At 42.2% G+C, this 24969-nt stretch carries 20 protein-coding genes and 1 tRNA gene; 13 read left to right on the top strand and 8 right to left on the bottom strand.

All coding sequences use genetic code 11. The features are described 5' to 3' along the window. The first annotated feature begins 28 nt into the window (after positions 1-28). Complete coding sequence (locus F3I09_RS32210; RefSeq protein WP_149699168.1) at positions 29-1099, top strand: histidine kinase; 1071 nt, start codon at positions 29-31, stop codon at positions 1097-1099. A gap of 114 nt (positions 1100-1213) precedes the next feature. On the opposite strand, the gene F3I09_RS32205 is transcribed toward F3I09_RS32210, so the two are convergent. After that, positions 1214-2437 (bottom strand): AAA family ATPase, encoded by a 1224-nt coding sequence (locus tag F3I09_RS32205; RefSeq protein WP_149699167.1) that lies wholly within the window; start codon positions 2435-2437, stop codon positions 1214-1216. Between the two features lie 752 nt (positions 2438-3189). On the opposite strand from F3I09_RS32205, the gene F3I09_RS32200 reads away from it, so the two are divergent. The 6 genes from F3I09_RS32200 to F3I09_RS32175 all read left to right on the top strand — a co-directional run bounded on the left by F3I09_RS32200 (position 3190) and on the right by F3I09_RS32175 (position 8464). Next, positions 3190-4251, top strand: a complete 1062-nt coding sequence (locus F3I09_RS32200) for a hypothetical protein (RefSeq protein ID WP_149699166.1) — start codon at positions 3190-3192, stop codon at positions 4249-4251. Between the two features lie 480 nt (positions 4252-4731). Further along, positions 4732-5349 (top strand): hypothetical protein, encoded by a 618-nt coding sequence (locus tag F3I09_RS32195; RefSeq protein ID WP_149699165.1) that lies wholly within the window; start codon positions 4732-4734, stop codon positions 5347-5349. Positions 5350-5383: 34 nt separating this feature from the next. Then, entirely contained in the window at positions 5384-6589 is a 1206-nt protein-coding gene (locus F3I09_RS32190) for a DNA-processing protein DprA (protein ID WP_188134045.1), read from the top strand. Then, positions 6580-7083, top strand: a complete 504-nt coding sequence (locus tag F3I09_RS32185; RefSeq protein WP_149699163.1) for an HAD family hydrolase — start codon at positions 6580-6582, stop codon at positions 7081-7083. The genes F3I09_RS32190 and F3I09_RS32185 overlap by 10 nt, the downstream gene beginning before the upstream one ends. Before the next feature lie 58 nt (positions 7084-7141). Further along, entirely contained in the window at positions 7142-7711 is a 570-nt protein-coding gene (locus F3I09_RS32180) for a hypothetical protein (RefSeq protein ID WP_149699162.1), read from the top strand. Positions 7712-7798: 87 nt separating this feature from the next. Next, on the top strand, positions 7799-8464 hold the full coding sequence (locus tag F3I09_RS32175; protein WP_149699161.1) for a hypothetical protein: 666 nt from the start codon (positions 7799-7801) through the stop codon (positions 8462-8464). Between the two features lie 190 nt (positions 8465-8654). On the opposite strand, the gene F3I09_RS32170 is transcribed toward F3I09_RS32175, so the two are convergent. Next, complete coding sequence (locus F3I09_RS32170; protein ID WP_149699160.1) at positions 8655-8846, bottom strand: hypothetical protein; 192 nt, start codon at positions 8844-8846, stop codon at positions 8655-8657. A gap of 433 nt (positions 8847-9279) precedes the next feature. Further along, entirely contained in the window at positions 9280-9696 is a 417-nt protein-coding gene (locus F3I09_RS32165; protein WP_149699159.1) for a hypothetical protein, read from the bottom strand. A 648-nt stretch (positions 9697-10344) separates the two neighbouring features. Here F3I09_RS32165 and F3I09_RS32160 point away from each other — a divergent pair. Beyond that, entirely contained in the window at positions 10345-11538 is a 1194-nt protein-coding gene (locus F3I09_RS32160) for a hypothetical protein (protein ID WP_149699158.1), read from the top strand. A gap of 63 nt (positions 11539-11601) precedes the next feature. On the opposite strand, the gene F3I09_RS32155 is transcribed toward F3I09_RS32160, so the two are convergent. The 3 genes from F3I09_RS32155 to F3I09_RS32145 all read right to left on the bottom strand — a co-directional run bounded on the left by F3I09_RS32155 (position 11602) and on the right by F3I09_RS32145 (position 14321). Beyond that, complete coding sequence (locus F3I09_RS32155) at positions 11602-12342, bottom strand: hypothetical protein (protein WP_149699157.1); 741 nt, start codon at positions 12340-12342, stop codon at positions 11602-11604. 154 nt (positions 12343-12496) lie between these two features. Beyond that, entirely contained in the window at positions 12497-13960 is a 1464-nt protein-coding gene (locus F3I09_RS32150; RefSeq protein WP_149699156.1) for a site-specific integrase, read from the bottom strand. 288 nt (positions 13961-14248) lie between these two features. Further along, positions 14249-14321 (bottom strand) — tRNA-Lys (locus F3I09_RS32145). Positions 14322-14480: 159 nt separating this feature from the next. Between F3I09_RS32145 and F3I09_RS32140 the strand changes: the two genes are divergently transcribed. The 3 genes from F3I09_RS32140 to F3I09_RS32130 all read left to right on the top strand — a co-directional run bounded on the left by F3I09_RS32140 (position 14481) and on the right by F3I09_RS32130 (position 19786). Next, positions 14481-15281 carry an SDR family oxidoreductase gene (locus F3I09_RS32140; RefSeq protein WP_149699155.1) on the top strand — a complete coding sequence of 267 codons (801 nt, stop codon included), beginning with the start codon at positions 14481-14483 and terminating at the stop codon, positions 15279-15281. A gap of 266 nt (positions 15282-15547) precedes the next feature. Further along, positions 15548-16369 carry an S-adenosyl-l-methionine hydroxide adenosyltransferase family protein gene (locus F3I09_RS32135; protein WP_149699154.1) on the top strand — a complete coding sequence of 274 codons (822 nt, stop codon included), beginning with the start codon at positions 15548-15550 and terminating at the stop codon, positions 16367-16369. Between the two features lie 189 nt (positions 16370-16558). After that, complete coding sequence (locus tag F3I09_RS32130) at positions 16559-19786, top strand: DUF2723 domain-containing protein (RefSeq protein ID WP_149699153.1); 3228 nt, start codon at positions 16559-16561, stop codon at positions 19784-19786. Positions 19787-20176: 390 nt separating this feature from the next. On the opposite strand, the gene F3I09_RS32125 is transcribed toward F3I09_RS32130, so the two are convergent. Together F3I09_RS32125 and F3I09_RS32120 are read right to left on the bottom strand one after the other, a co-directional pair. Continuing rightward, on the bottom strand, positions 20177-20932 hold the full coding sequence (locus tag F3I09_RS32125; RefSeq protein WP_149699152.1) for a DUF2310 family Zn-ribbon-containing protein: 756 nt from the start codon (positions 20930-20932) through the stop codon (positions 20177-20179). 197 nt (positions 20933-21129) lie between these two features. Continuing rightward, positions 21130-21981: a sugar phosphate isomerase/epimerase gene (locus F3I09_RS32120; protein WP_149699151.1), complete on the bottom strand. Its 852-nt coding sequence runs from the start codon at positions 21979-21981 to the stop codon at positions 21130-21132. A gap of 307 nt (positions 21982-22288) precedes the next feature. On the opposite strand from F3I09_RS32120, the gene F3I09_RS32115 reads away from it, so the two are divergent. Then, positions 22289-23389, top strand: coding sequence for a VWA domain-containing protein (locus tag F3I09_RS32115; RefSeq protein WP_149699150.1), 1101 nt, complete (start codon positions 22289-22291; stop codon positions 23387-23389). Positions 23390-23431: 42 nt separating this feature from the next. Next, a complete protein-coding gene (locus F3I09_RS32110; RefSeq protein ID WP_149699149.1) occupies positions 23432-24931 on the top strand; it encodes a sigma 54-interacting transcriptional regulator in 1500 nt (499 codons plus the stop codon). Positions 24932-24969 lie beyond the last annotated feature (38 nt).

The following is a 24969-nucleotide window of genomic DNA, read 5'->3' as shown; positions in this document are numbered from 1 at the left end:
AATTATTAGTGAATCTAAAAACATTGTAATGAACCCACAAACAAAAATACACATCCCGCATTTTTTAAGTGATAACCGTAAAATGCTCACAGGAATTAACCCCGTATTTAGAGGATTTGCCCTGCGTACAACTACGATTAATTTCCAGGTCATCCTACTGCTCGTTTTGGGGGCTATGGATTATATGCTACTGCTGGCGAATGGAATTACTGACAAGACGCCACAATTCTTAGTATTCTTATGTATTGATGCAGCTTCTTTTTTTCTATACGTCCATTTTATATTTCCTAAACTTTCGTCAAGATCTTATTCACTTATAGCTATAGTTCTTATCATAATTCTTTGTATGTTGCTGTATACAGTACTACATTTGCTAACGTATACCTTGTTTGCCAGCGAGCCTTCGCTATTTCTTTCCACCTTGGCGACTAAATTTATAGTTAACCCCTTTTACCACGCGTGGCAAAGAATGGTGTTTTCTCTTTTCCTATGGAGCGCTTACGAAATAAAGAACTCAGCAAAACGAGAACAGGTTCTTGAAACCAACATTCTATTTTCAAGAATAAGCCCACATTTATTGTTCAATGCGCTCAACATGCTTCCTATTGAAAGCAGTGTTCCATTGAAAAATGATAGAATAATAGAACTGCTCTCACGTTATACTAGGAACGCCATGACTGAACTTGGAGAGGATGGAAAAGGATTACTTACTAGCGAATTGGACCAGCTGGAAACCTTACTTCTAATTAATGAACTTCGCTTCGGCAAGATCTACATTCAGATTCATAAAGAGCTGCCTAGCGATATCACCGATTACCGCATTCCGCCACAGATCATTGTGACCCTTGCCGAAAATGTATTTAAATATGGTATTGTTGATGACCCGTTGAGACCTGCGGTTATTATGCTTAATTTAACTGATCACTTCCTCACGGTCAGAATGACCAATTACAAATATCCTATCCAGGAACATCCTTCAGGTAAACACGGCATCAATAGCGTGCAGAAACGCTTGCATAATATGTATGGCAGGAACCACCATTTCAAGATTAGTGAAACCGCAGAAGTGTTTAGCATTGAAATAGGATTTCCGGTTTGATGTAAGATTTGCAATGATCGAGGATCATGCACTAATTTGTAACGGAATACCTGATCGGTTGAGCCGAGTGCGTAATAGTGACAGGACGCCTATTGTTAAAGTTGTTTAAAAAGATTATGCTGGCTTTAATGTGCTTTGTCCCTTACCAGTTGGAACTGTCTCCATTTTCAGACGAATAAACGCACGCATTAATGGATTTTTAAATTTATATCTATGCCGATTCTTAGATCCGGTAACTTTTAAAATCTCCCCCCTTTCAGCAATACAAAATTTGCCTAAATGAAAGGTGAAATTATTGACCTTCTTTCGTTTGCGTAAAAGCCTGGAAAGTATTTTCTCCAGATCGTTCGCTTGAAAGTATCCATATTCGTCGGTTTGAACTAACGATGCCGCGTTTAAAACATCAGCAAATATGTTTGCCTTGGTAGCGAGTGTAGCAATTCGGTAACTATTAGTCAAACTTTCATGTGCACTGTCTATCGTCTTCTTGATGGCTACATTCAAATGACTTATATCAATAACATCGGTGCTATTGAAAATAGCCTCGGTCGCCGCATGGTGACAAAGCGCATGAGTAAAATGTGGATAGCCTGAACTTAGCTCGATTATTTTCTGAACTACATCTTCCTGAAAGGTCATATCTAATGGCTGTTCCCCTTTTCTGATAATCTCTTCAACCTCCAAGGGTGACATTGCGGGCATATGTATCTGCCCGATGTTTCGCTCTATTGACTCATGTTCTTGAATCAACGAGTTTACATCTTCTGACACGCCAACTACGATGAGCGTGATTCCTGGTAGTGTATCTGAAATCGCTTTAAGTGTATCTGCAAACAATCGTTTATTAAACTTATCTGAATCTAGCCGGTCGAATTCATCTAAAATAACTATGGCTTGGCCGAGTGTTTTAAGAAGGTTGAGTACCACCTTAATGTCGACTATTTCTTCTGAAATTAGTTTTGATAAAGGTATGTTGTGTTCTTTCAGAACAGTTGGACTGTTAAAGCCAATCACTTCTTGCGCAACCTCATATTTGATGGACAATTGGGAAAACACGTTATGCCATAGTGTAGCATACGTGTCGTCGGAATTACAGCTGATCTTCGATACCGGACTAATTGGTTTTTCAAACAGTATTTTAATAATATTTGAAAAGGAGGTTTTCCCAACACCACGATCACCGAATATTATAATATGGTAACCTTTTTGATTTATAAAGGATACTACCTTTGAAAGCTGTACATGTCTACCAGAAAATAATCCTTTTATTTCAACAGGCGAGGCAGGTGTGTAAATCTGGCTCACTTGTTGAATTTTTTGCATAACAGTTTGGTCCATCAAACTCTATATTTATAGTTGGTTTAATAATATTAGGTCAGATTTTACAGTCGTTATTTCAATAACTTAAGTACTCACATGAGTTGTTTTTTTTCTGCCTTTTGATCATACTAATGCAAAAAGCGATTATCAGGTACTCTTCTGTTGAAATATATTTGTTTTTTCAATTGATTATAAATAATAATATATCACATTGGAAGACATTGGTCTGAACACCTTTTAACAATGACAAACCGATTACTCCAAAAGTGGTAGAGAAAGCTAGAGAATTGGGCTAAACACAATACGCCTACGCCTATTTTTGCGTATAAGACAGGGAGAACTGATACATCAGTAAGAAACATTGCTTCTGACAATGATATTTCATTGAAACCGACTAATAAACCACCTTACGGGACGAAAAAGTAATCTGGTCTTTAAAATTTATGGGATGGAAACTCCAGGACTGCCCCTGGCTTTGCCAGGGGCTTTATTTATTGTACAAGAGAAAATGCTATGCGGTAGTCGTTATCCCCCATACAGTAAAATTGTTATGCCGTTTCGGGATTTTAGCCATCCTCTGTTTTAGGGTGGACCATTTTATGACGAAAGGGGGAAAGATGCTCAGCAAAAAATACAAACTAGTTGGTATTGATACATAGTGTCACTTACGATAACTTTAAATCAAGCGCGCATTTTATTTCAACAGAGATATATTATTTACACGGGGCATTACACAAATGTAACAATAGAATGAAAATTAAATTTGAGTTATGAGAAATATAATTTTAATTCTACTCGCAATCGCATCATTCAAGCAATCTTTTTCTCAATCCTGCAAAGACGTACTCATTCCCGATAAAGACAAGATAGTTCAAAGAAGGGATAGAGCTACAATGGTGATTAACATTTTAAACCAAGAAAATATTCAAACATACGAAGATTATAAAAATTCTAAGTTTAATGCCACAGTTCCAATAGATGGCGTATTGGTTGGTTTAGGCTTTGAACAAAACAGCGGGGGATTTAAGAGATTTCAAAATAGGCTATACACATATGGTTTCAATAGTGATACCAACAGCGAATTCTTAGATCAGACAACTGAAAAGCTTTCACGAGAATCAATTGCAGCCTGGGAAAAATGCGTAGTCCAAGACGGATTTCATGTTTGGATGGAGCAAGAATTAGATCCAAATACATTTATTTTGGCTGGTGTATATCGTGATGGGGGTGAAAATGCTAGCCCAAGGCTTACGAATGTATCTTTTTCTGAACCGGTTGAAGCAGTAGGTGATGGAAGCTTTACTGATCACATTGGAAAGGCTAATACGACCTTTGTTTTCGGCGGTAACCTGCAGAGACAAATTTTTAAAAGGACTACAAACAAACCTTTAACAATTGTTGTAAATGCAACAATTGGGTCCGGCTTCCAAAAGACGTTGGGGCCTATTTCAAATTTCAAATTTGATGTCAATTCGTTAAGGCGAAGTGAAGGCAGATCAGTCGGAGAAACTAATAAAGTAATTACATTCCTAAATGATAAGCAGAATGATGTTTTAGCCGAAGTTAGAGTATTCTTTAATCTTGTCAGAGAGTCACCAGATGGCGTTGCAAGTTCAATGCAATCTATTAATTTATATATACAAACTGAAGGCGAATGGTCAGAAATTCTGTCTTCTGGTCCAGTAAACTGGAACTCAACTGCGCGCAAAGTTGAGTTAAAGTACTATGTTCCAGTTAAAGCGATGTCAACTCAAAATTTTAGGGCCTCATTCGGTTTATGGGACAGATTTAGTTCTTCAAACTCTGGAATCGACTGGGAGATAAATTATTGATTAGGAGATTATATCGAACGGTCTTTATTTCAGACAGAATTTGAATTGTGTACAGCAAGGCAATCAAAAAGCCCGTTATGATTGAACTGGACTATTGTATGCGTAGGCTCTTGGAGAATCTAGTCTCGCTAAACAAAAAAGGAAGGTCGTAATCGACCTTCCTTTTTTGTTTAGCGAGACATTTCTCGTATGATTTTTATAGGTAGCAATACCTTTGGGCGTGACATATTTTGTATTTATGGCTACGAATTGCATGAGAACGTACAGTGGTTTTGAGCCTCGTGATTAAAAATATGATATTTTTATATCTTTTTAAAGGGAAATTTCCCGTTACACTTCATCAGAAAAATTTCAGCCATTAACACGTTATTAACTATTCGACTCGCCAATAGTGTTAACTTGAAAGAGTAGCCATTTCTTATTTGAAAATCCCACCTGTATTTTCAACAACCTCATTGTAATATCCCTCAAACAACGCTCATGATTGATATCACCAATGACTATTCCCAGCTACATGTACACAATGCCTGGCATTTGGTTTATTATTTATCAAAATTTCGGAATACTGAAGGCACTTTTTCCAACTATATTATCAAATTTAAGGAAAGCGATTTAGCGACTATAAAGGCATGGACCAGGTGGTCTGTAACTGAACTTAGAAACCTGAACATTAAATTTGATTATGTTATAAGGGCTTTGGGAAGTTCCGAATTACACCCCCAGCCCAGAAGCAAAAGCTTAGATGTAATTGGACATCATTTAGAAAAAAATTGCGCCTCTATATACTGCCCAGAGATCTTGATGAAAACAAAAGCAACTCCGCCTATGCATACTTTGAGGACAAGGCCTGAAAGATTTGAGGCAATGCACATGAGTTATTGCGTCGCGGATAAGAAATTTGACCTCAATAACAAAAATATTCTTATACTTGATGACGTTACCACAGCAAGAATAACCACAGGAGAAATGCTCCGTGCGCTTCGAGTGGAATGGCCCAGAGCCAGATTTTATATTTTCTGTCTTGGTAAAACAGCTTACGACGACTATCTGAACGACGTGGTTCCAATTGCACAGTTTAACGCTTTATTGAATGCATAATCTATCTATTGAACAAATAATCAAAATAATGTCTATGCCCAAGGTTGGGCGCAAGACAGCACATAAACTCATTAATGAAATCTCTTATAGTTTGTCTGACGATAGAGATTTAATGGATTTCCTGAACGAAAAGGGTAAGTTGTTTAAGTTACCTCTTTTTTCGCAAGAAGACTTTGATTACGCTTTCAGAAAAACAGAAGCAATTATAACCGAATCAGAACATCTCGGGATTAGGATGATTTCATTCAAGGATGACAATTACCCTTGCTTATTAGCTAAAACGACCGATTTACCAATTATTCTGAATTATAAAGGTGATATTTCTTTACTGTCGGAAAAACCGACGGTAGCGATCATCGGTACTCGTGAACCCACGGATTTTGGCATGAAGTTAGGCACCAGACTGTCTGAAGTTTTTGCCAGTAATGGCTTTAATATCGTTAGCGGCCTCGCTGTCGGCTGTGACACTGCTGGTCATAGGGGGGCTCTTAACGTTAGTGGCACCACTACAGCCGTTTTAGCTCATGGCCTTGATAAAATATATCCTAAAGAGAATCGAGCATTAGCTGATCAAATTTTGGAAAAAGGTGGTGTATTAGTTTCAGAATATTTTGTGAAACAGACTGCTTTAGCGAATTTTTTTATTGAGCGGGATAGGATTCAAGCTGGGCTGAGTTTGGGTACAATTGTAGTTGAAACTGACGTGAAAGGTGGAACTATGCATACCGTGAAGTTTACGCTTGAGAACAATAGGGTATTGGCCACTTTAAATCATCCTTCGGAGTATCTTAAAGAGCCAAAAACACAAGGAAATCAACTTCTTATCCGCGAAAGAAAGGCTCGGCCCATTTATTTAAAGGAAGAGGTAGACGATTTAATTATTTCATTAAAAGAATCATTCAGAGCTCGGGGCAGTGTTTCTATTGATACTTCAGTCAGTCCAAAGGCAGACATTGACATTTCTGTAGCAATTAGTGGTACGGATTTATTTAGCTCTTTGGAACCGGTAAAAGACGAAAATTCAAAGGACCTACACAGTAAAAACGAGGAAGAAATAGCATCTGCCGAATTGAGTTCAAAAACTGGTAAAAAATCTACATCGACTCTTAGTGAGAGCAAAGCTAAAGGAACAAATAAAGATAAATCAGTAAAAATAGCAAAAGAGCCTAAGGCAGAAAAAGCAGCACCGCCTTCAAAAAAAACGCCCAAAAACAACAATCAGTCAAAATTATGGGACTAATTTTTGATCTTGATCAAACTTTAATTGACTCTTCTCCTGCTGAGCCCCATAGGGGTAAGAACTGGAAAATTGCCTGTAGCAAAATTGGCCAATTTACCTTATATCCGGGTATTATTGAGGCAGTACAGCAGTTCAATCAACGAGGGATAAAAATCTGTATTGTCACAACTAGTGTTAGTTATTATTGTGAACAGGTTTTGGATTTCTGGAAATTACCCTACGATTTTAAAGTATGTTATCACGATACTGATAGAAGAAAACCGGCTCCCGACCCTATATTAAAGGCTTTAGATTTCCTAAAATATCCAGCTCAAAAAGTATTATCATTCGGAGACCGCGATATTGACATAATAGCCTCGAATAGAGCTAATGTGCTTTCTGTTGCATGTATGTGGGGGTCCGCTGATGTTGTCGCGTTGAAAAGTGCCCGACCTACGTATTCGATAAGTAGTGCCGAAGAGATGGTGAGGCTTGTTAACCAGTTTTGGAGTTAATTTGATGCCCCCTTAAGTTTTTCTCATTAACTCGACTGGCTTTTCCAAATTGCATTATATGGACGCGAATTCTGTTACTCTGATTGTAGGTTTGGCTGGGATTATAGCTACCCTAATTACCGCGGTTATAGGATTCTACTACACCGCAAAGTCAAGATCAAGTCCTTATCGTGAGCAGCTCTATCTGAAACAGCTTGAACTAATAGTTATGTTGTTCCACCTCCATGGACGATTCAAGACGTTTGCTACATTGATCATTGAAAAGCATTTTTTGGAAGAAGCGTTAACAGATATAGCTATTGTTATAAAAGATCATTCGGTAAGTAAAGAACAAGCTGCTGCCATTTTCCCTGTAGAGCTATTTAGAACGTTGAACATTGTACATGCACTGATGATGGAATTCATTGGAAAATGTGATGAGGGACATGTGTTGACTAAAGAGGATTTTATAAAGTTTTCTTCGGCGGATTTAAAATTTGCACTTCAGTCAAGAACCATCATGGGTGTTGATGAGCTGACAAAAGGAAGTACTCAACTTGTTTCATCCTCAAAAAATGTGCGGACGATGAATGATTTGGATACTGAATATTTTCACGAGTTTGTTAAAAGCAGGATTAACGGGGAATGATTTTTTACATTAAAATATTTTTGTACGTAAAAAAAGTGCGCATGATTGAATTAATATTGCAGCTTTTATCCTAAAACTAAATTCGCGATGATCTTAGGAGGCGGAAAAAGACTGACACAATACCAGATGGAAGCCAGCGATTGGCTGGAATATACCATGAAGGATTCTTGTGATCGTAAGGACTACTACAAAGAGTACCTAGAGTTATCAGAGACCTGGATGAAGCAGAAGGCTGGCATTGCCAAATTGGAGCTGGAGCGCTTGGACAAAGTATGTGCTGATGAGTTTGCAGAGCTGGGTGATGTTAACGAGTATGAGAGGCGAAAATTAGATGTTCTTGAAAATGTTAATCCTCAAATATTGCTTGATTCTTCATTTCTAATGATTTATATATCGCTAGAGGAACAGCTACGAGATGTTTGTAAAGGGATATATCTGGCAGACGATGATATGGATATTCCCAGATACGGTTCAAACATAATCGAAAGTTATTATTCGATAATTAAACGCTTTGGAGACTTTTCTTCTCTTGACTCTATTTGGGATAAAGTCTTGCAATTCCGTGATTTGAGGAATGGAATAGTCCATAATAAGTTCCCAAAACCATTGATTACCAGGCAAATTGTACTTGATCTAAATGAAGCAGTATGGGAACTGATATGGGGGATCTATAAATTGGTAGATCTTCCGGATAATCTTCCGCCAAAAGCATTATTGAAGCCAATTAAGAAGCCTAAAAAGAAAAAGAAATAGAAGGAAACTTGGACTACGCGAAGTGAGTAATGGAAGTAAGTGTTTTATTCTTTAGGATTTCTAGAGGTAGTTTTGCAGGTTTGGTATACTGACTGTGGTTCGATCCCGCGTATGCGGAAAAAGATGAGATTCTGAAACAAGTGCGGGATGACGATGAAGCCCTCAAAGGTGAGCGTCGAGTAATCGAATATTATAGCCATCCGGTTTCCTGGAAGAATTGCTGGAAGTCTGTTTTGAACCGGACCAAATCGAAATCTTTTATTTTTTTGACTTTGCTGATGGTTTCCAGGGAGGCCAGCGCGTCTTGTGCAAATAATGGCTTTGGTTCTGGCGAGTTCAGATATTTTTCGAAATCGAGCCTGAGATCGAATGTGAGATACATTGCGGGTGTGGTTAGTTCTACGCCACGATGCATGTACGTTTTTTCTTCTGTACGATGTTGGGCCTGCGGGGTTTGAAAAATGGCTCGAACCGAGGGGCCATGCATACTACGCTAATTATAAGCTGATTTATATCTTGTCCAAAGATTTTTCTTTAAAAAAGTGCTTCACAGAATCAACTTCACTAGGGATTTTATTGAAAGGCTTGTGTTCTAATTCAACAGAGGTTTCAAAAGTAAAGGCTACGTCCATGTTCAATACGTTATTGGCAAGTTTGGTTAAGGGTATGTAAGATAAGAGATTTCATCTGTTTCGCTGTCCTCTCTGGGCGTTGCTCCTCTCTTCCTCTGGGAGAACCGAGCTTTGCGAGCTCAATGTGGCAAAAATCAATATACACTTCGAATTATATCCCCCTTGGGGGGAGAGAGGGAAACGTTATTCCGGGTCTTGGGGAGAAACAAATACCGTTACAATCTTATTGTCATTATCAACCCATATTTGCATGCCCAGTTCATCGACCTCATAAACATCCTGGGAAATGTCGTCATAAACAAATACGGTATCTTTTTGTAGTGCTTGTTTATCAATCTTGAAAGTTGACAGGAAATCATCCATGTCGGCATCGATGAGAAAATAATTGCTAAGATAGCAATCCGTCCTGCAGGCAATAGATTCAATAATTCCTTGCTTGGTGTAAATGGAGATGACCCCTTCTCCATAGCTATAACAATCCCAGTCTTCATGTTCAGATTGCTTCGCCGTAAATTCGAAATGATAGTTCGTTATGTAATTTTCTATATGCTGGCCTAGCATAAAAGGGCCAACGCTTTGGTTTATGATGATTTCGAACATGTTTTTCTCTTACTGGTAGTTTACAAGTACTACACGAATTTATGCCTTTTACTTATTTCGACATTAGATTGTCTTGCCCTCTCTGGCCTATGGCCATCTCTCCCGATGGGAGAGAATCGAAATTTACCCTTTCCCTTGCAGGGGACCCGACCAACGGGAGAGCAACGAGGCCAAACCATATATGCTTCGAGTTAACGGTGGCACGGAGTGACAGATAGGGGGAAAAAAGATTATACCCCTTGTTGGGAGACAGGTTATTCTTTAGCTATCTCGCACTCCGCGAAGCGGGAAATGGGAATTATGTGTTTTGCCTGAAAGGTTGTTCTAGAGGTAGGGGTTAAAGTTTATTGCATTGCCACGACCTCCATCCCGCATATGCGGAAAAAAGAAAAAAACAAAGTGCCTGCCCTCTCTGCCTACGGCATCTCTCCCAAAGCGCGTTTGCCGGATATTTCATCCCTATCAAAAATCACTGGGGATGGGTGGAAATTGAAAATTTAGAAAACATTCTTGATACGGATGCGTTTTTGTATGCATGTAACCTATTGTTTATTAGTGTGATATGATTCTGCTCTGATCTTGTTGGCCCTTGTTTAGGTATTGGTTTGTGGTAGTTTCTGTTGCATGTGAATTGAAATCCCTGAAAAGATGAAAACTAAAAATCCCTATTTTTTTGAGACAATTGACAACATCATTTCTTTTGACCTGAATCCTCTGGTAGTATCTGCTGCTGGTCCGAATGTTGATTTTAATGGACTTGTTGCCCGGTTTAATTTGGAACTGCGAAACCTTCAAACTGAATTTAAACAGCAATTTTTTAGTATCAGCAGTGAGGATAAGGGAGCGGCCCTTGTCGGTAAACATAATGATGCGGTGGTACTGCTCATTAACCGCGTGTATTCATTTATGCAGCATGAGGATACCGGACGGTTGGGTTTAACCGCTCCTTTGCAGGAAGTATTGAGCGGACTGCATTTACTGTATGATTTCTTTAGGCAGAATTATACCAGGTTATTGACCTCGGATCTGCTTATGCCGGTGACTGAATTGTTGGAGGTGAGGGGGATGATCTTGCAGAAACGAGAGGCCATCTTATCTAAGCTGCTGGAAAATAGTAATCCGCAGGAGGCATGTGATATTGTGATGGATGTTTTGGACGAATTCTGTACTCGTGTGGCAGCTGGTGAGGTTATGCAGATAAAGGAGGCTGATTATTATAAAATGATCGTGGATAATATTGAAAATTATGGAGGTCAGGAGACGGCCTTATCTAGTTGTCCGTCTCTTCACGAACTTTTATTGTTTTGGAACCTGAACAGCAAAATGTGTATCAGGTATTTTTCTTTGGGTATGGAACTTTATATGAACAATATGGGTTCTATCGATGAGCGGCTGGAATATATGCGGGAACAGTTGAAAAAGGTGAACGTTCTGCCGCAATTTCCTGGATATATATACAACTCGGAATATCCTTCTTTGAAGGTTTATTTTACTGATTTTATAAGCAACGAGATTGCTTACCTGGAAAATAAAAAGATTGGCTTCCTGCCGAATGAGGACTATAAGCAGGAAAAGGATAAGGCTGCAATGTTTAAGGTGATCTGTGCGTTGTCGGCTGACCAGATCAGCCTTTTCCTGCGGGCGGCTAATGATATGAAGGTCATTGTGTCTCGGTCGGTTACCGCGTTGTTTAATGCGATAGTACCGTTTATTTCAACCGAAAGAACCGCTGATCTTAGCCCTGGTAATATGCGGGTCAAGTCTTATCAGGGGGAGGATCGCGATAAGGAAATATTAATTTCTAAAATGGAGGAAATGATCTGGCTGATTAGGGATTATTGATTTATCCTGACTTACTTTTCGGCATCATATGTGAAGGGAACATTTTTGCTGTTCCCTTTCTTTTTAAAATTTTAATCGATTGGATCGCTTATTCGTGGCTGGTGGTACTGCGAATAGGCGTTTGGGGTCATCCATTGCCTGCCTGCTTTTTTTTCTTTGGTTGAATCTTTCTATTTTTTTATATAAAGATTTAGCATTTTTTGACAACCAGTTTTGTTCTCGCAAGTCCGTTGTAGCCTTAACTATATTGCCTCGATCGATGGTTACTAGGGGGTTGATCCGTTGGTCATGTGTCTGATAAATTTCGATGCGATCTTTGTAATTAAATGCACAGCCATTTACAAAAAAGTTTACTTTCTTGTAATTATCTGCCAGAGCAATTTCGTCTAACGGGTCAAAGAATGGAATACGTTTGCCCTCCATTACATCTATGGACTGCTGCAATGAATTGCAAACCAGGTATATCATATTGATATCATAGTTGCCGTCGGTCTTTCCCACCAGATATTTTATTTCAAATGATACGTCCATTTCTATATAAATATTTTGGCGGTTGGCTATTTGTTTGTTTATATAATAGTCTAATGCATCCATTTCCTGATCAGTTTCTTTGAGGAATCCCCGTAAGTCTTTGTCAAATAGGTATTTGTCCCAAAGGTCGTTTGTTTTTTCGTTGTATCGATATATATCTGGTACGAATGGATGATCAGGCAGCAAGTCTGCAATCTGGTTGGTTTTACCTGCGCCTTTGTGGCCGGTAATAATATACATTTTGGGCTTTTCATTTTCATTCGTCGTCTCCATCTCTTTCACATTTATTTTTGTCCTTTATTGGACAGTCTATCTAAAGTTAGAATTTAATGAACGGAAAGGCTTGCTACTTCCTTATCAAAATTCGACGGGGATGTTAATGAAATGGTGTATATAAAAGTGTCCGACATATGCCGGACACCTTATTTTATATCGCTGCTTTATATTCGGTGTGAAATTCTGCTGGTTTGAACATCGCTCCGCGCAGGATCACCTTCAGTTTACCGCATTTGGTGAACATTTTAGTCAACACTGGTTTCACTTTATCCCGGATCAGCTGAAGGCTTACTTTGCAATAACGTTGGCTAGTTCTTATGCTCTTGTGTCCCAGCATTTTGCTGACTACTTCCAATGGTACACCATAGTTTAACATGATGTGGGCGAAGGTGTGACGGGCAAGATGTGTATTGAGATCACGTTGAATACCGCATAGTGCCGCCAGTTCTTTCAAATATGCATTACAGTTGGTATTGGCGATTATTGGAAATAATACACCTCTTTTTTTACAATAAGGATCGTCTTTATATTTTTCAATAAGTGCAGCCACGGGGGGCAGGATTGGTACTACTTCGTATTCGCTAGTTTTCCCCCTTTTTTTGCAAAGGTAATAGTCACCTATTTCGTCCTGGATGATATGTTCCGGGGTAAGTGCGCGTATGTCCTGCCAGGCAAATCCAGTGAAAATCTGTGCGATGTATCCATCGCGTACCCTTTCGATTCTCTCGATCAGTCCTTTCTTTTCGTATAGGATATCTACCTGCCAATATTCTAGTGGAATTACGTCGATTGCTTCGTAGGCGCTTATAAAGTCTTCAAGCGGGTTTACTGTGAGCCATTTTTTCTTGACGGCCATTTTAAGTACGTGCTTGGTATTCTTAACCTGTTTGCTGGCGGCACCAATTCCTATAGGTTCATGCCTGGTTTCCATCAGGTAACATAGAAAGTCCTCTGAAAAAGCGGGGGTAATGCTGGTAACTGGTATATCGTAGGCTTTGCCTTCTTTTATATAGTCTTCTTTTTCTTCTGCTGTTTTCTGGATTTTAGGGTCAGTGATGATAATATTACCTGTTTTCAAATACATCAGGTATTCGATCATTTTGTTCCTGGTGGTCTTCCATTGGGTGAGGGTATAGCGTGAACAGCCTTTTTTACCCTTCTTTGCTGGTTCCCCTTTCGCTTCTCTTTCTCTGGCAGCTTTTACTTCGTTGGCAAAGTCGGTTATCTTTTCATCCAGGATATTGAGGATGGTTTGTAATTCGGGGTTTCCTTTTTTTGCATCGTAGTCGATGGCCTTGCCGTTGAATTTGTTCCTGAGCATTTCAGGGCTGACGGTTCCTAGTTCAAGGCTAAGTATAATGAAATAGGCTCTCAGGATCTCGCTAACATTTTCAATATCCTTTTTCAGCGTTTCGTAATCTTGACAGTTTTCTTTGAGTATCTTCTTTTCGGTATCCCATTGCTCAGGGGCTATGTGTATATCGGTAGGCATATCTTTTTGATCCGTGCCTATTTTAATACGGCATTGTAGCGGGCTTTTATTCGTCTTTTTGCCGGCCCGGTCTTGACGATAGAAAAACATGAGGTTGAGTTGCTGCTTGTCTGTCCTGCTCATTTCTTAATGGGTTGAAATGTGATGGAATAGACCGGATCGGGCTTTTATGCCTTTTTTTGCAGTTCTTTATAACTTTTCGAAAAATCGCTGTGGTCGGGGAGTTGGCAATTTTCTGCCTGGATTTTTGCCAACTAATTTGCCAACTGTTTTTGCTGGTTTTCTTTGTTTTTTCGCAGTTTTCAGTGATTTTGTTGAAGACTGCGGCAATTTGGCTGCTTCTGAAGATTGAATACCAGCAGGGGTTAGAATGAAAAAAGGCTTTCGCAAGGAAAGCCTTTAGACGTTGTGTGATCCCGCTGGGACTCGAACCCAGGACCCATACATTAAAAGTGTATTGCTCTACCAACTGAGCTACGGAATCATTCCCTTTTTTGTGATTGGGATTGCAAAGGTATAAAATATTTTATTTCCTCCAACTTTTTGGCAACTTTTTTTCAAACAATTTCACAAAACCCGCCACAGACAAAATAAAACATCATATCCCAATTACCCCTATTTTTGCATTTGAAAAAAAATCATAATGCAAGATAAGGTCGTAGTTATCACCGGAGGTACTTCCGGAATAGGCAAAGCTCTGACAATAGCATTTCTCCATGCAGGCGCCAAAGTAGCAGTTTGTGGCAGAAAGCCCGAAACACTGCAGACGCTGGAAAAAGAACTGGCATCCGGCAAGCTCTATACCTATACTGCCGATGTAAGTAAGGAAGAAGACTGTAAAAACTTCATTGAACAGGTCATCGCCCGCCTGGGTAAAATAGATATCCTGATCAATAATGCAGGGATCTCCATGCGTGCCTTATTCCGCGATGTAGACCTCAATGTCCTTAAACAGGTGATGGACATCAACTTCTGGGGTACTGTTTATTGTACAAAATATGCTTTACCATCTATATTGGCGAACAAAGGGACAGTTGTAGGTGTATCTTCTATAGCAGGTTACAGGGGCTTGCCTGGCCGTACCGGATACTCATCCTCCAAGTTTGCCATGCAGGGCTTCCTGGAATCATTACGTACTGAGAATCTGCATACAGGCATCAACGTAATGTGGGTATGCCCCGGCTTCACCAGTTCCAACATACGCAACACAGCATTAAATGAAGAAGGACGCAGCCAGGCAGAAACTCCATTGGATGAAGCAAAGCTGATGAGTGCAGAAACAGTAGCTGATGCTGTACTGAAAGCAATCGCCAAACGGAAACGCACACTTGTACTCACAGGCCAGGGAAAGATGACAGTATTGCTCAGCAAACTGTTTCCAGGGCTGCTGGATGGAATAGTATATAATCATTTTAAGAAAGAACCGGGTTCGCCGCTTAAATAATGATGTTAAGCTGTTCTGCGCCAATGGCTGATAACAAGGCAATTAGCAAGAACGGCTTAACTTTAATCTTTTACTTTTTATTCTATTTTTTTTTGCTTATAAGCGCCCCAAACCCCCGACCCCGGCCCTTTTATAGTTATTCACATCTGAACAAGTAATTGGCTGTTTAGTCGCAGCAACATGCAGATTTTATATTTCTTTGCATTACTAAACAACGCCAATGCCCCAATGGCATTCTTTTTGGGTAATTGGTATTCATTGATAACATGTCCATAATAACATTAACATCAGATATAGGCTTACAGGACTACCTGGTAGGCGCCATCAAAGGGCAGCTGTGGCAACACTGTCCCGGTGCTCCTGTTATGGACATTACTCATCAGATATCTCCTTTTAACCTGCCACAGGCAACTTACATCTGTAAGAGCTCCTTTGCGTATTATCCACCACGTACATTCCATATTGTACTGATTAATCTGTTCGACCGTAAAGCAGATCATGTGCTGCTTGCAGAACATAATGGACAATATATAGCCTGTGCTGATAACGGACTGATTACAATGATTGCAGGAGGAACTCCGGCAAAGGTGATCAAACTGCCTCTACATAAGACACAATCCAGAGATACCTTCTCTATTCTCCAACGCTTTGCTGAAGCCTACAGAGAATTGCAGAATGGTAAACCACTGGCTGAACTGGGAGAACCCGCCACCGGATATATCATCAAGAATAACCTGCAGCCGATGACTGGCCAGGATTATATCGACGGACAGATCATTCATATCGACAACTTCGAAAACGTAGTCGTGAACATCACCCGTCAGCAGTTTGATGAACACCGCCAGAACAGGCCATTCTCTATCTATTTCCGTCGTGATGAAGTGATTACACAACTTTGTGAAACCTATGCAGATGTACCGGAAGGGCATAAACTGGCCCTCTTCAACGCCGCCGGCTATCTGGAAATAGCCATTAACAAAGGAAACGCTGCCGGCCTCTTTGGTTTGCAGGGCTTTACCCGCGACCAGCTGACTTCCGGCTATCAGAAACTGTCGTTCTACCAGACCGTCCGCATTATCTTCGGCTAAAACCAGCCGAAGCCCCCCTCCCATTGCCCCGGTTTCCCTTATCCTCTGCTAATCAATTTACTATCCTGACCCTCATTTCAGCCATCCATCTACAAATAATTTTACTTATTAAAGAAAAAGTTAAAACTGTTATCGCTAATTATCATAATTTGCCACTTTTTCTATTTTTGTCGGACCTAAAACATCCTTATGAATTTTAAAAGGACCAACAACATTGTAGGTTGGGTTATCTGTATCATTGCCTGCACTGTCTACATTATGACTATGGAGGCCACCGGCAGCCTGTGGGACTGCGGCGAATTCATTTCCAGTGCCTACAAGGTACAGGTTCCGCACCCTCCTGGAGCTCCTTTATTTGTGCTTTTAGGTAGATTGTTCACTATCCCGCTGTCCCCATCAAACGCAGCCTTAGGTGTGAACCTTATGTCCGCCCTGTCCAGTGGTTTTACCATCCTGTTCCTCTTCTGGACTATTACCCACTTCGCACGCCGCCTCATGGTGAAAAACGGGGAACCTATCTCCCGTGAACAAATGATCGCTATCATGGGCGCTGGCGCAGTAGGTGCACTGGCTTACACATTCTCCGACTCTTTCTGGTTCTCCGCTGTGGAAGGTGAGGTATACGCTATGTCCTCCCTGTTCACTGCTATCGTTTTCTGGGCTATCCTGAAATGGGAACACGAATCAGATGAAGCATACGCTGACCGCTGGATTGTATTCATCGCCTTTACGATGGGTCTCTCTATCGGTGTCCACCTGCTGAACCTCCTTACCATCCCTGCTATCGTAATGGTTTACTACTTTAAACGCTATAAAGTAACCCCAATGGGTACTTTCTGGGCGTTTATCGTCGGTTGCGCCCTTACAGGTATGGTACAGAAGTTCGTTATCCAGGATACTATCAAGGCTTCCGGTCTGATGGACGTTTTCTTCGTAAACTCCTTCGGTCTTCCTTTTTATGCCGGTTTCGCCTTCTATTTCATAGCACTGGCTGCCATCCTGCTGTACGGTCTGAAAAATCCTAAATTCGGACTGTATGCACCACTGATCCTGGTGGCTTCCGTTATCGTCATCCCTTCCTTTAACGAGGCTACAGGTACAGGCGTGAAGATCCTGAAGGTTATCGTTGCGGCAGCTATCGTAGCAGTACCTTACTTTCTCAAACAATTTGGCACAAACGTAAACACTGGCAGCTTCCGGCATTTTACAAAAGTGACCATCTATTCCATCCTCTTCCTGTTATTAGGTTATTCCACATACATCACTACCATGGTACGCTCTACAGCAAATCCATCCGTAGATATGTATAATGTGGACAATCCGATCTCGCTGGTAGGTTACCTCGGCCGTGAACAGTATGGTGACTTCCCGCTGATCTACGGACAGGTATTTACCGCCCGTCCCAGCAGCTACGAAGATGCCGGCAATATCTACGCCCGTGGTAAAGACAAATACCTGATCGCTGGTAAGAAACAGGTACCTGTTTATGCTCCGGAAGATAAAATGCTGTTCCCCCGCGTATGGGATGCCAGCAACGATCAGGGGCACGCAGACTACTATCGCGATTTCCTCAATCTCCATGACGGACAGAAACCTTCCTTTGCCGATAACGTACGCTTCTTCGTAAAATACCAGGTAGGCTTCATGTACCTGCGCTATTTTATGTGGAACTTCTCCGGCAGACAAAACGATACACAGGGTTATGGCAACGTCCGCGATGGTAACTTTATCACAGGTATTCCTGTCCTTGATAACATAATGTACGGCGACCAGTCTGCGATGCCAGACAGCCTGAAAAATAACAAGGCACATAACACTCTTTTCCTGCTGCCCTTCATCCTGGGCCTGATCGGGTTCATCTATCACTACAATAACCACCGCAGAGATGCCCTCGTAGCAGGTCTGTTGTTCTTCTTCACCGGTTTCGCTATCGTCCTGTATCTGAACCAGGCCGGTAACCAGCCACGTGAACGTGACTACGCATACGTTGGTTCCTTCTATGCTTTTGCGATCTGGATCGGTTTGGGCGTACTGTCCATCTACGAGTTCCTGAAAACCAAAACCAAATCAGCTATCTCAGCTCCGGTAGCGACCGTTGTCTGCCTGCTGGCTGTGCCGGTACTGATGGGCTTCCAGGAATGGGATGATCATGACCGTTCTACCAAAACCATTGCCCGCGACGTAGCTGCTGACTATCTCAATTCATGCGCTAAAGAGGCTATCCTCTTTACTGTAGGTGATAACGATACTTACCCGCTGTGGTACGCACAGGAAGTAGAAGGTATCCGTCCTGATGTCCGTGTAATCAACCTCAGCCTCCTGGGGGTGGATTGGTATATCGATCAGCAGCGTCATAGGGTAAACGAAAGCCCTGCTGTTCCAATGAACTGGACACCTGACAAATACCAGGGTGAAAACCGTAACTACATCCAGTATTACGATGGTGGTAACTTCCCGCAGGATAAATTCTACAACCTGAAAGAAGTAATGGGCTTTATGGGATCTGATGATCCACGTGCGAAACTGTCTACTACAGATGGTTCCCAGATCAACTACCTCCCTGCCAAAAAGCTCTTTATACCTGTAAATGTGGCTGAAGTGATCAAAAACGGTGTTGTTGACATCCACGACAGCTCCAGGGTTATGCCTCAGCTACCTTTCCAGATCAATAAGACGTACCTGCTGAAAAACGACCTGGCCGTATATGATATCATCGCTGCCAACGACTGGAAACGTCCGATCTACTTTACCAGCCCTACCGACCTCGGTCTGAATGACTACCTCCGTATGGATGGTCTGACTTACCGCCTGGTACCGCTGAAAAAAGAAGAAAGCAATGATCCGATGGGTGCAGAGAAGAATGTAAACGTTCCTGCGATGTACGACAACCTGATGAAGAAATTCGCTTTCGGCGGTGCAAACGTGAACGGTACTTACTTCGATGAACCTAACCGTAAACTGCTGCAATACATCAGAAACTCCTACACCAGACTGGGTACAGCCCTGGCATTGGATGGCAGGAAAGATTCTGCACTGGCCGTACTCAACAAGGCTGACAAGAACCTGTTTGAAAGCAATTTCCCATATGCAATGACCACTCCGGGCCAGATGCATAACTACAGTTCAATGCAGACTGTATATGCATACTACCTGGCAGGTGATATGAAGAAAGCAGATGAGATCTCCCAGAAGATCATCAAGGATTGTACACAACAGATACAATACTACCGCAGTCTGTCAGAGTCCAGACAAGAGGGTCTCAAGCGTGATACGGACATGTCAGAACAGTTCATTTCCCTGCTGCAACGTATGAAGGAAGATTTCACTCATCCTGAACGCCGTCAGCCAGGACTGGAAGGCAACCAAAATATTGAGGTTGATTCCCAGGGTCAGGCGACTGATTCACCGCAACACTAATAATTGATAACTTATATAAAAAAGGCTGTCTCAAAAGTATTGAGCAGCCTTTTTTTATTTCGGTACCTGATACTGTTAGGTAGTCATTTAAGTTCAGGACCTTCCTCTATTTCTGATATATCTTCATTTTTTGCCCTGGGCGTAACACCTGATACCAGGTTACAAACAACGCAATCAACAAAACACAATAGGACTCCGTCAGGAGTCCCATGTTTGTAGCCCCGGGTGTAACCCGGGGTACCAGGAATATCCCCTCGGGGTACGGCGTGCAACCCGGGGTACCAGGAATATCCCTCGGGGTACACGTGCAACCCGGGGTACGAGAAATATCCCCCGGAACGGTTTACCCCATCAGGAACATGTATATTTTCATTACCGGATATAAATACCTCAATCCTTCACCTTCTCAGACACCAGCCGGCAATGATCACATTTCAGATCAAATTTCTCCAATAGCTTACTTTCCAGCTGCCAGTGGCCCCCACAGGAAGGGCAACTTTGCTCCATTTTCCTGCTGTCGTAGTTAAACAGGTAATAATAGCTTGGCTTGCCTGTCAGCTGCTCCAATCTGCCGCAAATATCCCTTCCCTGCATTGTCAGGGGGCTTCCGATATCTGACAAATAATTGTGAAACTTCTTTTCCCCCATCGATCCTCTGAACCAGAGTCCGTCAATCTCCTCATAACTCCTTGACCATGAGTTAATATCCTCATAGTTCCGATGCACTGTATGTGTATAGGGAAAATTATACAAGGGAATAGGAGCAAAACTGTCACCCGACCTTATAGGCGAAGCCCCTCCCCAATATAATATCAGCGAACTCGAAGACTCAATATCAGCTGTGGGAACAGAAACCAGGTGCTCTCCTACATATTTGTAGGAAACAGTCACCTCATAACGTTCCATGAGAATGGAAGTCCACTGGTTGACATAATCGCTGTTATAGCGCTCGTCCAACGAGTCTTTTTTGAGGCATTGCACATGCAGCCATACCGTGTTTTCCTGGAAGAGGAATACCTCATTCAGGGAGACCAGCTGCCCATTGGAACGTAAAGATCTGACGAAAAAATCGGCGTCATGCAGGAAGGACTCCATCTCGGAGGCAGGCCAGTCCGCTTTGTGAAACAGGATTTGATAGATGAACATAGGACAGAATTATATGAGTGATAGTCAATAAGATGACTACCGGAAACAGGGATATATTAAATATAGTGAAATATTTTAATTATCAGAAATCCCTCCGTCCATCATATCATTTATCCTCAAGAGCCAGGATTATCATAGGATATTAGCAAAAAAAAACTCCCGCTTTCACGGGAGTTCCTATCAAACATAACACACTATTATAATTTACCTACTTCCTGCCACCAGAACTTCACACACTCTTTCACATCAGGAACACTGTTATCCCAGTTGTATTCATATTCAACCGAGAACATGCCTTTGAAGTTCTGTGCCTTCAGCTCAGCCAGTACAGCCGGCATGTTACAAACACCGTTACCCCAGATAACATCGTGCGCATCAGGTGACTTTTCATTCAGGTCTTTAAAGTGCAGGTGCAATACATGGCCTTTCAGCTGTTTAATACACTCTACAGGCTCCATACCGGAACGCACCCAGTGACCGATATCTGCACAGGCGCCAAATAGCTTGCTGCGGCCTTTGATAGCAACCAGTACGCTATCCGGGTGCCAGTAATGGCTTGGTTTCGGATGGTCATGGATGGCCACTTTGATCTGATATTTATCACACAGGCGGGAAATCGCGTCCCAATGCTCGCGTTTAGGCTCTGCGGTGATCACCTGGATCCCCATCGCTTTGGCAAATTTGAATACATCCTGCCATTCCTGCTCGCTACCCGGCGCTACCACCCCATAAGCTACCAGTTTCTTCTTCTTTGCTTTCAGCAGTGCTTTTACCTGTGCCTGCTTTGCAGCATCCATTCTCCAGTCAAATTTGCCTTCAATGCCGTTACCAATGGTCTGGCCATTATAGCATTCAACATATTGCACGCCAACGCTGTCCATCTTGTCCAGCGCCTGTGCCAGGGTAAAACGGTTAAAGGTATATGCCTGTGCACCTAATTTCCAGCCCAGTTTATCTGCTTTCCCCTGTGCAAAGCTTAACGTGGATGTCATCGTCGTACCGGCCAGCATACCAGCCAGTAACAGTACGCTGCTCAATTTTTTAATCATCTGCTATAATTTTAATTTGATAATCAGTAAAGACCTTCGCGAAAAATAACAGCTTTCCCTGAAGAAAACAAGCTATGCATGGTTAACTGGTCATATACTACAAGCAAAGGGATCTGTTTCCCGGTAAATAACGGTATCAAAGTATCTAAACACTGTTAAAAATCTGACAACTATACACACATTAAAATATGACATATGCATAATAGCCTATATCCTATCGATATTTTTCGTTACATTTTGTACAGATTGCCGTCTGTGGACTATGTGCTCACATCATCCAACTAAATTCGCTAATTTTAGAATTATTATGAGAGGCATACATTTTTCCAAATTTGAACCCGATGAGCAGCAGGGAAAATCGCCCTTTGAGAAGCTACTGGATGTGTTCACCCAACTGCTGACTTATACCAGCGGAGATGTTAGTGAAGCACTGCAATGGCTGACCGAACTGGACAAAGAGTACCAACTTACAAATGAGGATTATGGCATCGGAGATTTTATACAGGAGCTGAGGGACAAAGGATACATCCGTGAAAACGAAGAGAACGGAACCATCCAGATAACCGGCAAGACCGAACAGAACATCCGCAAACGCGCACTGGAAGAGATCTTCGGTAAACTTAAAAAATCCAGCCAGGTTGGTAACCACAATACCCGCAAATCAGGCCAGGGAGACGAACTAAACGCAGATAGCCGTCCATTCCAATTCGGGGATGCACTGGAGCAGATCGATATGACTGCTTCCATCCGCAACGCCCAGATCAATCACGGCATTGACAGCTTTTCCATCCAGCAGGATGACCTTGAGATCCAGGAAACGGACTTCAAAACCCAGACGTCCACCGCCCTGATGATCGACATCTCCCACTCCATGGTACTCTATGGCGAAGACCGTATCACACCAGCCAAAAAAGTGGCGATGGCGCTCAGTGAACTGATCACCACCCGCTACCCGAAAGACACGCTCGATATTATTGTGTTCGGCAACGACGCCTGGCAGATAGAGATCAAAGATCTCCCATATCTCCAGGTAGGCCCCTTCCACACCAATACCGTAGCAGGACTTGAACTGGCAATGGATATACTCCGCCGCAGGCGCAATCCGAACAAACAGATCTTTATGATCACTGACGGTAAGCCCACCTGCCTTAAGAACGGGAAAGAGTATTATAAGAACAGCTTCGGCCTGGATCGCAAGATCCTCAACCGTACACTCAATCTCGCTGCTCAGTGCAAGAAATTAAAGATTCCAATCACTACATTTATGGTAGCTACCGACCCGTGGTTGCAAAAATTCGTAACAGAGTTTACTGAAACCAACAACGGGAAAGCCTTCTTCTCCGGTCTGGATAAACTGGGACAATTCCTGTTCTTCGACTTTGAGAATGGAAAAAGAAAATTGCTTTAAATGCATCGCACCATCATATCATCGATAATCCATTAATACAACATGAATATTAATATTAGTACGTTAGGTGAATTAAAGAAGAGTGGATATAAACCCAAATCTGTTAAAGAAGAGATCAGACAAAACCTGATCCGCAAACTGCAGCATAAAGAGAATGCATTTCCAGGTATCATCGGTTATGAAGATACCGTTATTCCAGATACAGAAAGAGCCCTGCTCTCCCGTCATAATATCCTCTTCCTCGGTCTCCGCGGACAGGCTAAAACACGTATGGCCCGGCAGATGATCTCCCTGCTGGACGAGTACATTCCCATCGTAGAAGGCTCCGAGGTTAACGATAGCCCTTTCGACCCCCTGTCCCGCTATGCGCGCGATATGGTGTCTGAACTGGGCGACGCGACGCCTATCTCCTGGGTTTCCCGCGAACAGCGCTACAGTGAGAAACTGGCTACGCCAGACGTTTCCGTTGCCGACCTGGTAGGCGATATCGATCCTATCAAAGCGGCGAATATGAAGCTGAACTATGCGGACGAAAGAGTGATCCACTTTGGTATCATTCCCCGTTCCAACAGGGGCATCTTCGTGATCAACGAATTGCCCGACCTGCAGGCCCGTATCCAGGTATCACTGTTCAACATACTGCAGGAAGGTGATATCCAGATCCGTGGTTTCAAAGTACGTATGCCGCTGGATATCCTGTTTGTGTTCACCGCCAATCCGGAGGACTATACCAACCGTGGTTCCATCGTTACGCCGCTGAAAGACCGTATCGAAAGCCAGATCATCACCCACTATCCAAAGAACGTGGAGAACTCCCTGCTTATTACCGAACAGGAAGCCAATGTACATGAAGACCAGCAACATGTACACATCAGTGATATGATCAAACGCCTGATTGAACAAGTGGCCTTTGAAGCGCGTAACAGCGAATATGTAGACAAGAAAAGCGGCGTTTCCGCCCGTCTCACTATTGCCGCTTACGAAAATGCGGTGAGCGCTGGTGAACGCAGGGCAATCATCAACAAGGAAAAAAGTACCTACATCCGCATAGCTGACCTGCAGGGTATCATCCCCGCCATCACCGGTAAGATAGAACTGGTATACGAAGGCGAACAGGAAGGACCATTACAGGTAGCTGTTAACCTGCTGGATAAATCTATCCGCAGTGTCTTCTCCCAATACTTCCCTAACCCTGATTCCTTCAAGAAGCGTAAACAAAGCGCTGCTGCAGAGAATCCTTACAGGGCGGTAATACAATGGTTCGATAAAGGCAATGCGGTGCAGTTATTACAGGATGTGAACGATAAACAATACGAGACTTCACTGCTGAAAGTAGAGGGCCTTAAAGAGCTTATAAAGGGCAAATTCCCGCATGCCAATGCCAAGGAACAATTACTGCTGATGGAATTCGTGTTGCATGGCCTGGCTTCCTACTCCCTGATCAGTAAAAAGGTAGTGGAAAATGAGACCCGCTTCAGCGACCTGCTGGGTACCATGATGAACTTTGGTAACAGCACCGAAGAAGAGAACGAGGAATTCTAAAACATACTTTTCGTAAATAACGCGGAATACCGGAAGAT

Origin of the sequence: Chitinophaga sp. CF418, assembly GCF_900142925.1 — a bacterium.
Taxonomy (GTDB): Bacteria; Bacteroidota; Bacteroidia; order Chitinophagales; family Chitinophagaceae; genus Chitinophaga.
This window is presented reverse-complemented; position numbering and strand designations above follow the sequence as displayed.

Excerpts from the sequence above, each read along its gene's own strand:
- F3I09_RS32185 (WP_149699163.1), top strand. The coding sequence starts at position 6,580 with ATGGGACTAATTTTTGATCTTGATCAAACTTTAATTGACTCTTCTCCT.
- F3I09_RS32210 (WP_149699168.1), top strand. The coding sequence starts at position 29 with ATGAACCCACAAACAAAAATACACATCCCGCATTTTTTAAGTGATAAC.
- F3I09_RS32130 (WP_149699153.1), top strand. The coding sequence starts at position 16,559 with ATGAATTTTAAAAGGACCAACAACATTGTAGGTTGGGTTATCTGTATC.
- F3I09_RS32110 (WP_149699149.1), top strand. The coding sequence starts at position 23,432 with ATGAATATTAATATTAGTACGTTAGGTGAATTAAAGAAGAGTGGATAT.
- F3I09_RS32195 (WP_149699165.1), top strand. The coding sequence starts at position 4,732 with ATGATTGATATCACCAATGACTATTCCCAGCTACATGTACACAATGCC.
- F3I09_RS32155 (WP_149699157.1), bottom strand. The coding sequence starts at position 12,342 with ATGGAGACGACGAATGAAAATGAAAAGCCCAAAATGTATATTATTACC.
- F3I09_RS32200 (WP_149699166.1), top strand. The coding sequence starts at position 3,190 with ATGAGAAATATAATTTTAATTCTACTCGCAATCGCATCATTCAAGCAA.
- F3I09_RS32205 (WP_149699167.1), bottom strand. The coding sequence starts at position 2,437 with ATGGACCAAACTGTTATGCAAAAAATTCAACAAGTGAGCCAGATTTAC.
- F3I09_RS32160 (WP_149699158.1), top strand. The coding sequence starts at position 10,345 with ATGAAAACTAAAAATCCCTATTTTTTTGAGACAATTGACAACATCATT.
- F3I09_RS32140 (WP_149699155.1), top strand. The coding sequence starts at position 14,481 with ATGCAAGATAAGGTCGTAGTTATCACCGGAGGTACTTCCGGAATAGGC.
- F3I09_RS32175 (WP_149699161.1), top strand. The coding sequence starts at position 7,799 with ATGATCTTAGGAGGCGGAAAAAGACTGACACAATACCAGATGGAAGCC.
- F3I09_RS32150 (WP_149699156.1), bottom strand. The coding sequence starts at position 13,960 with ATGAGCAGGACAGACAAGCAGCAACTCAACCTCATGTTTTTCTATCGT.
- F3I09_RS32135 (WP_149699154.1), top strand. The coding sequence starts at position 15,548 with ATGTCCATAATAACATTAACATCAGATATAGGCTTACAGGACTACCTG.
- F3I09_RS32120 (WP_149699151.1), bottom strand. The coding sequence starts at position 21,981 with ATGATTAAAAAATTGAGCAGCGTACTGTTACTGGCTGGTATGCTGGCC.
- F3I09_RS32165 (WP_149699159.1), bottom strand. The coding sequence starts at position 9,696 with ATGTTCGAAATCATCATAAACCAAAGCGTTGGCCCTTTTATGCTAGGC.
- F3I09_RS32190 (WP_188134045.1), top strand. The coding sequence starts at position 5,384 with ATGCCCAAGGTTGGGCGCAAGACAGCACATAAACTCATTAATGAAATC.
- F3I09_RS32180 (WP_149699162.1), top strand. The coding sequence starts at position 7,142 with ATGGACGCGAATTCTGTTACTCTGATTGTAGGTTTGGCTGGGATTATA.
- F3I09_RS32115 (WP_149699150.1), top strand. The coding sequence starts at position 22,289 with ATGAGAGGCATACATTTTTCCAAATTTGAACCCGATGAGCAGCAGGGA.
- F3I09_RS32125 (WP_149699152.1), bottom strand. The coding sequence starts at position 20,932 with ATGTTCATCTATCAAATCCTGTTTCACAAAGCGGACTGGCCTGCCTCC.
- F3I09_RS32170 (WP_149699160.1), bottom strand. The coding sequence starts at position 8,846 with ATGTATCTCACATTCGATCTCAGGCTCGATTTCGAAAAATATCTGAAC.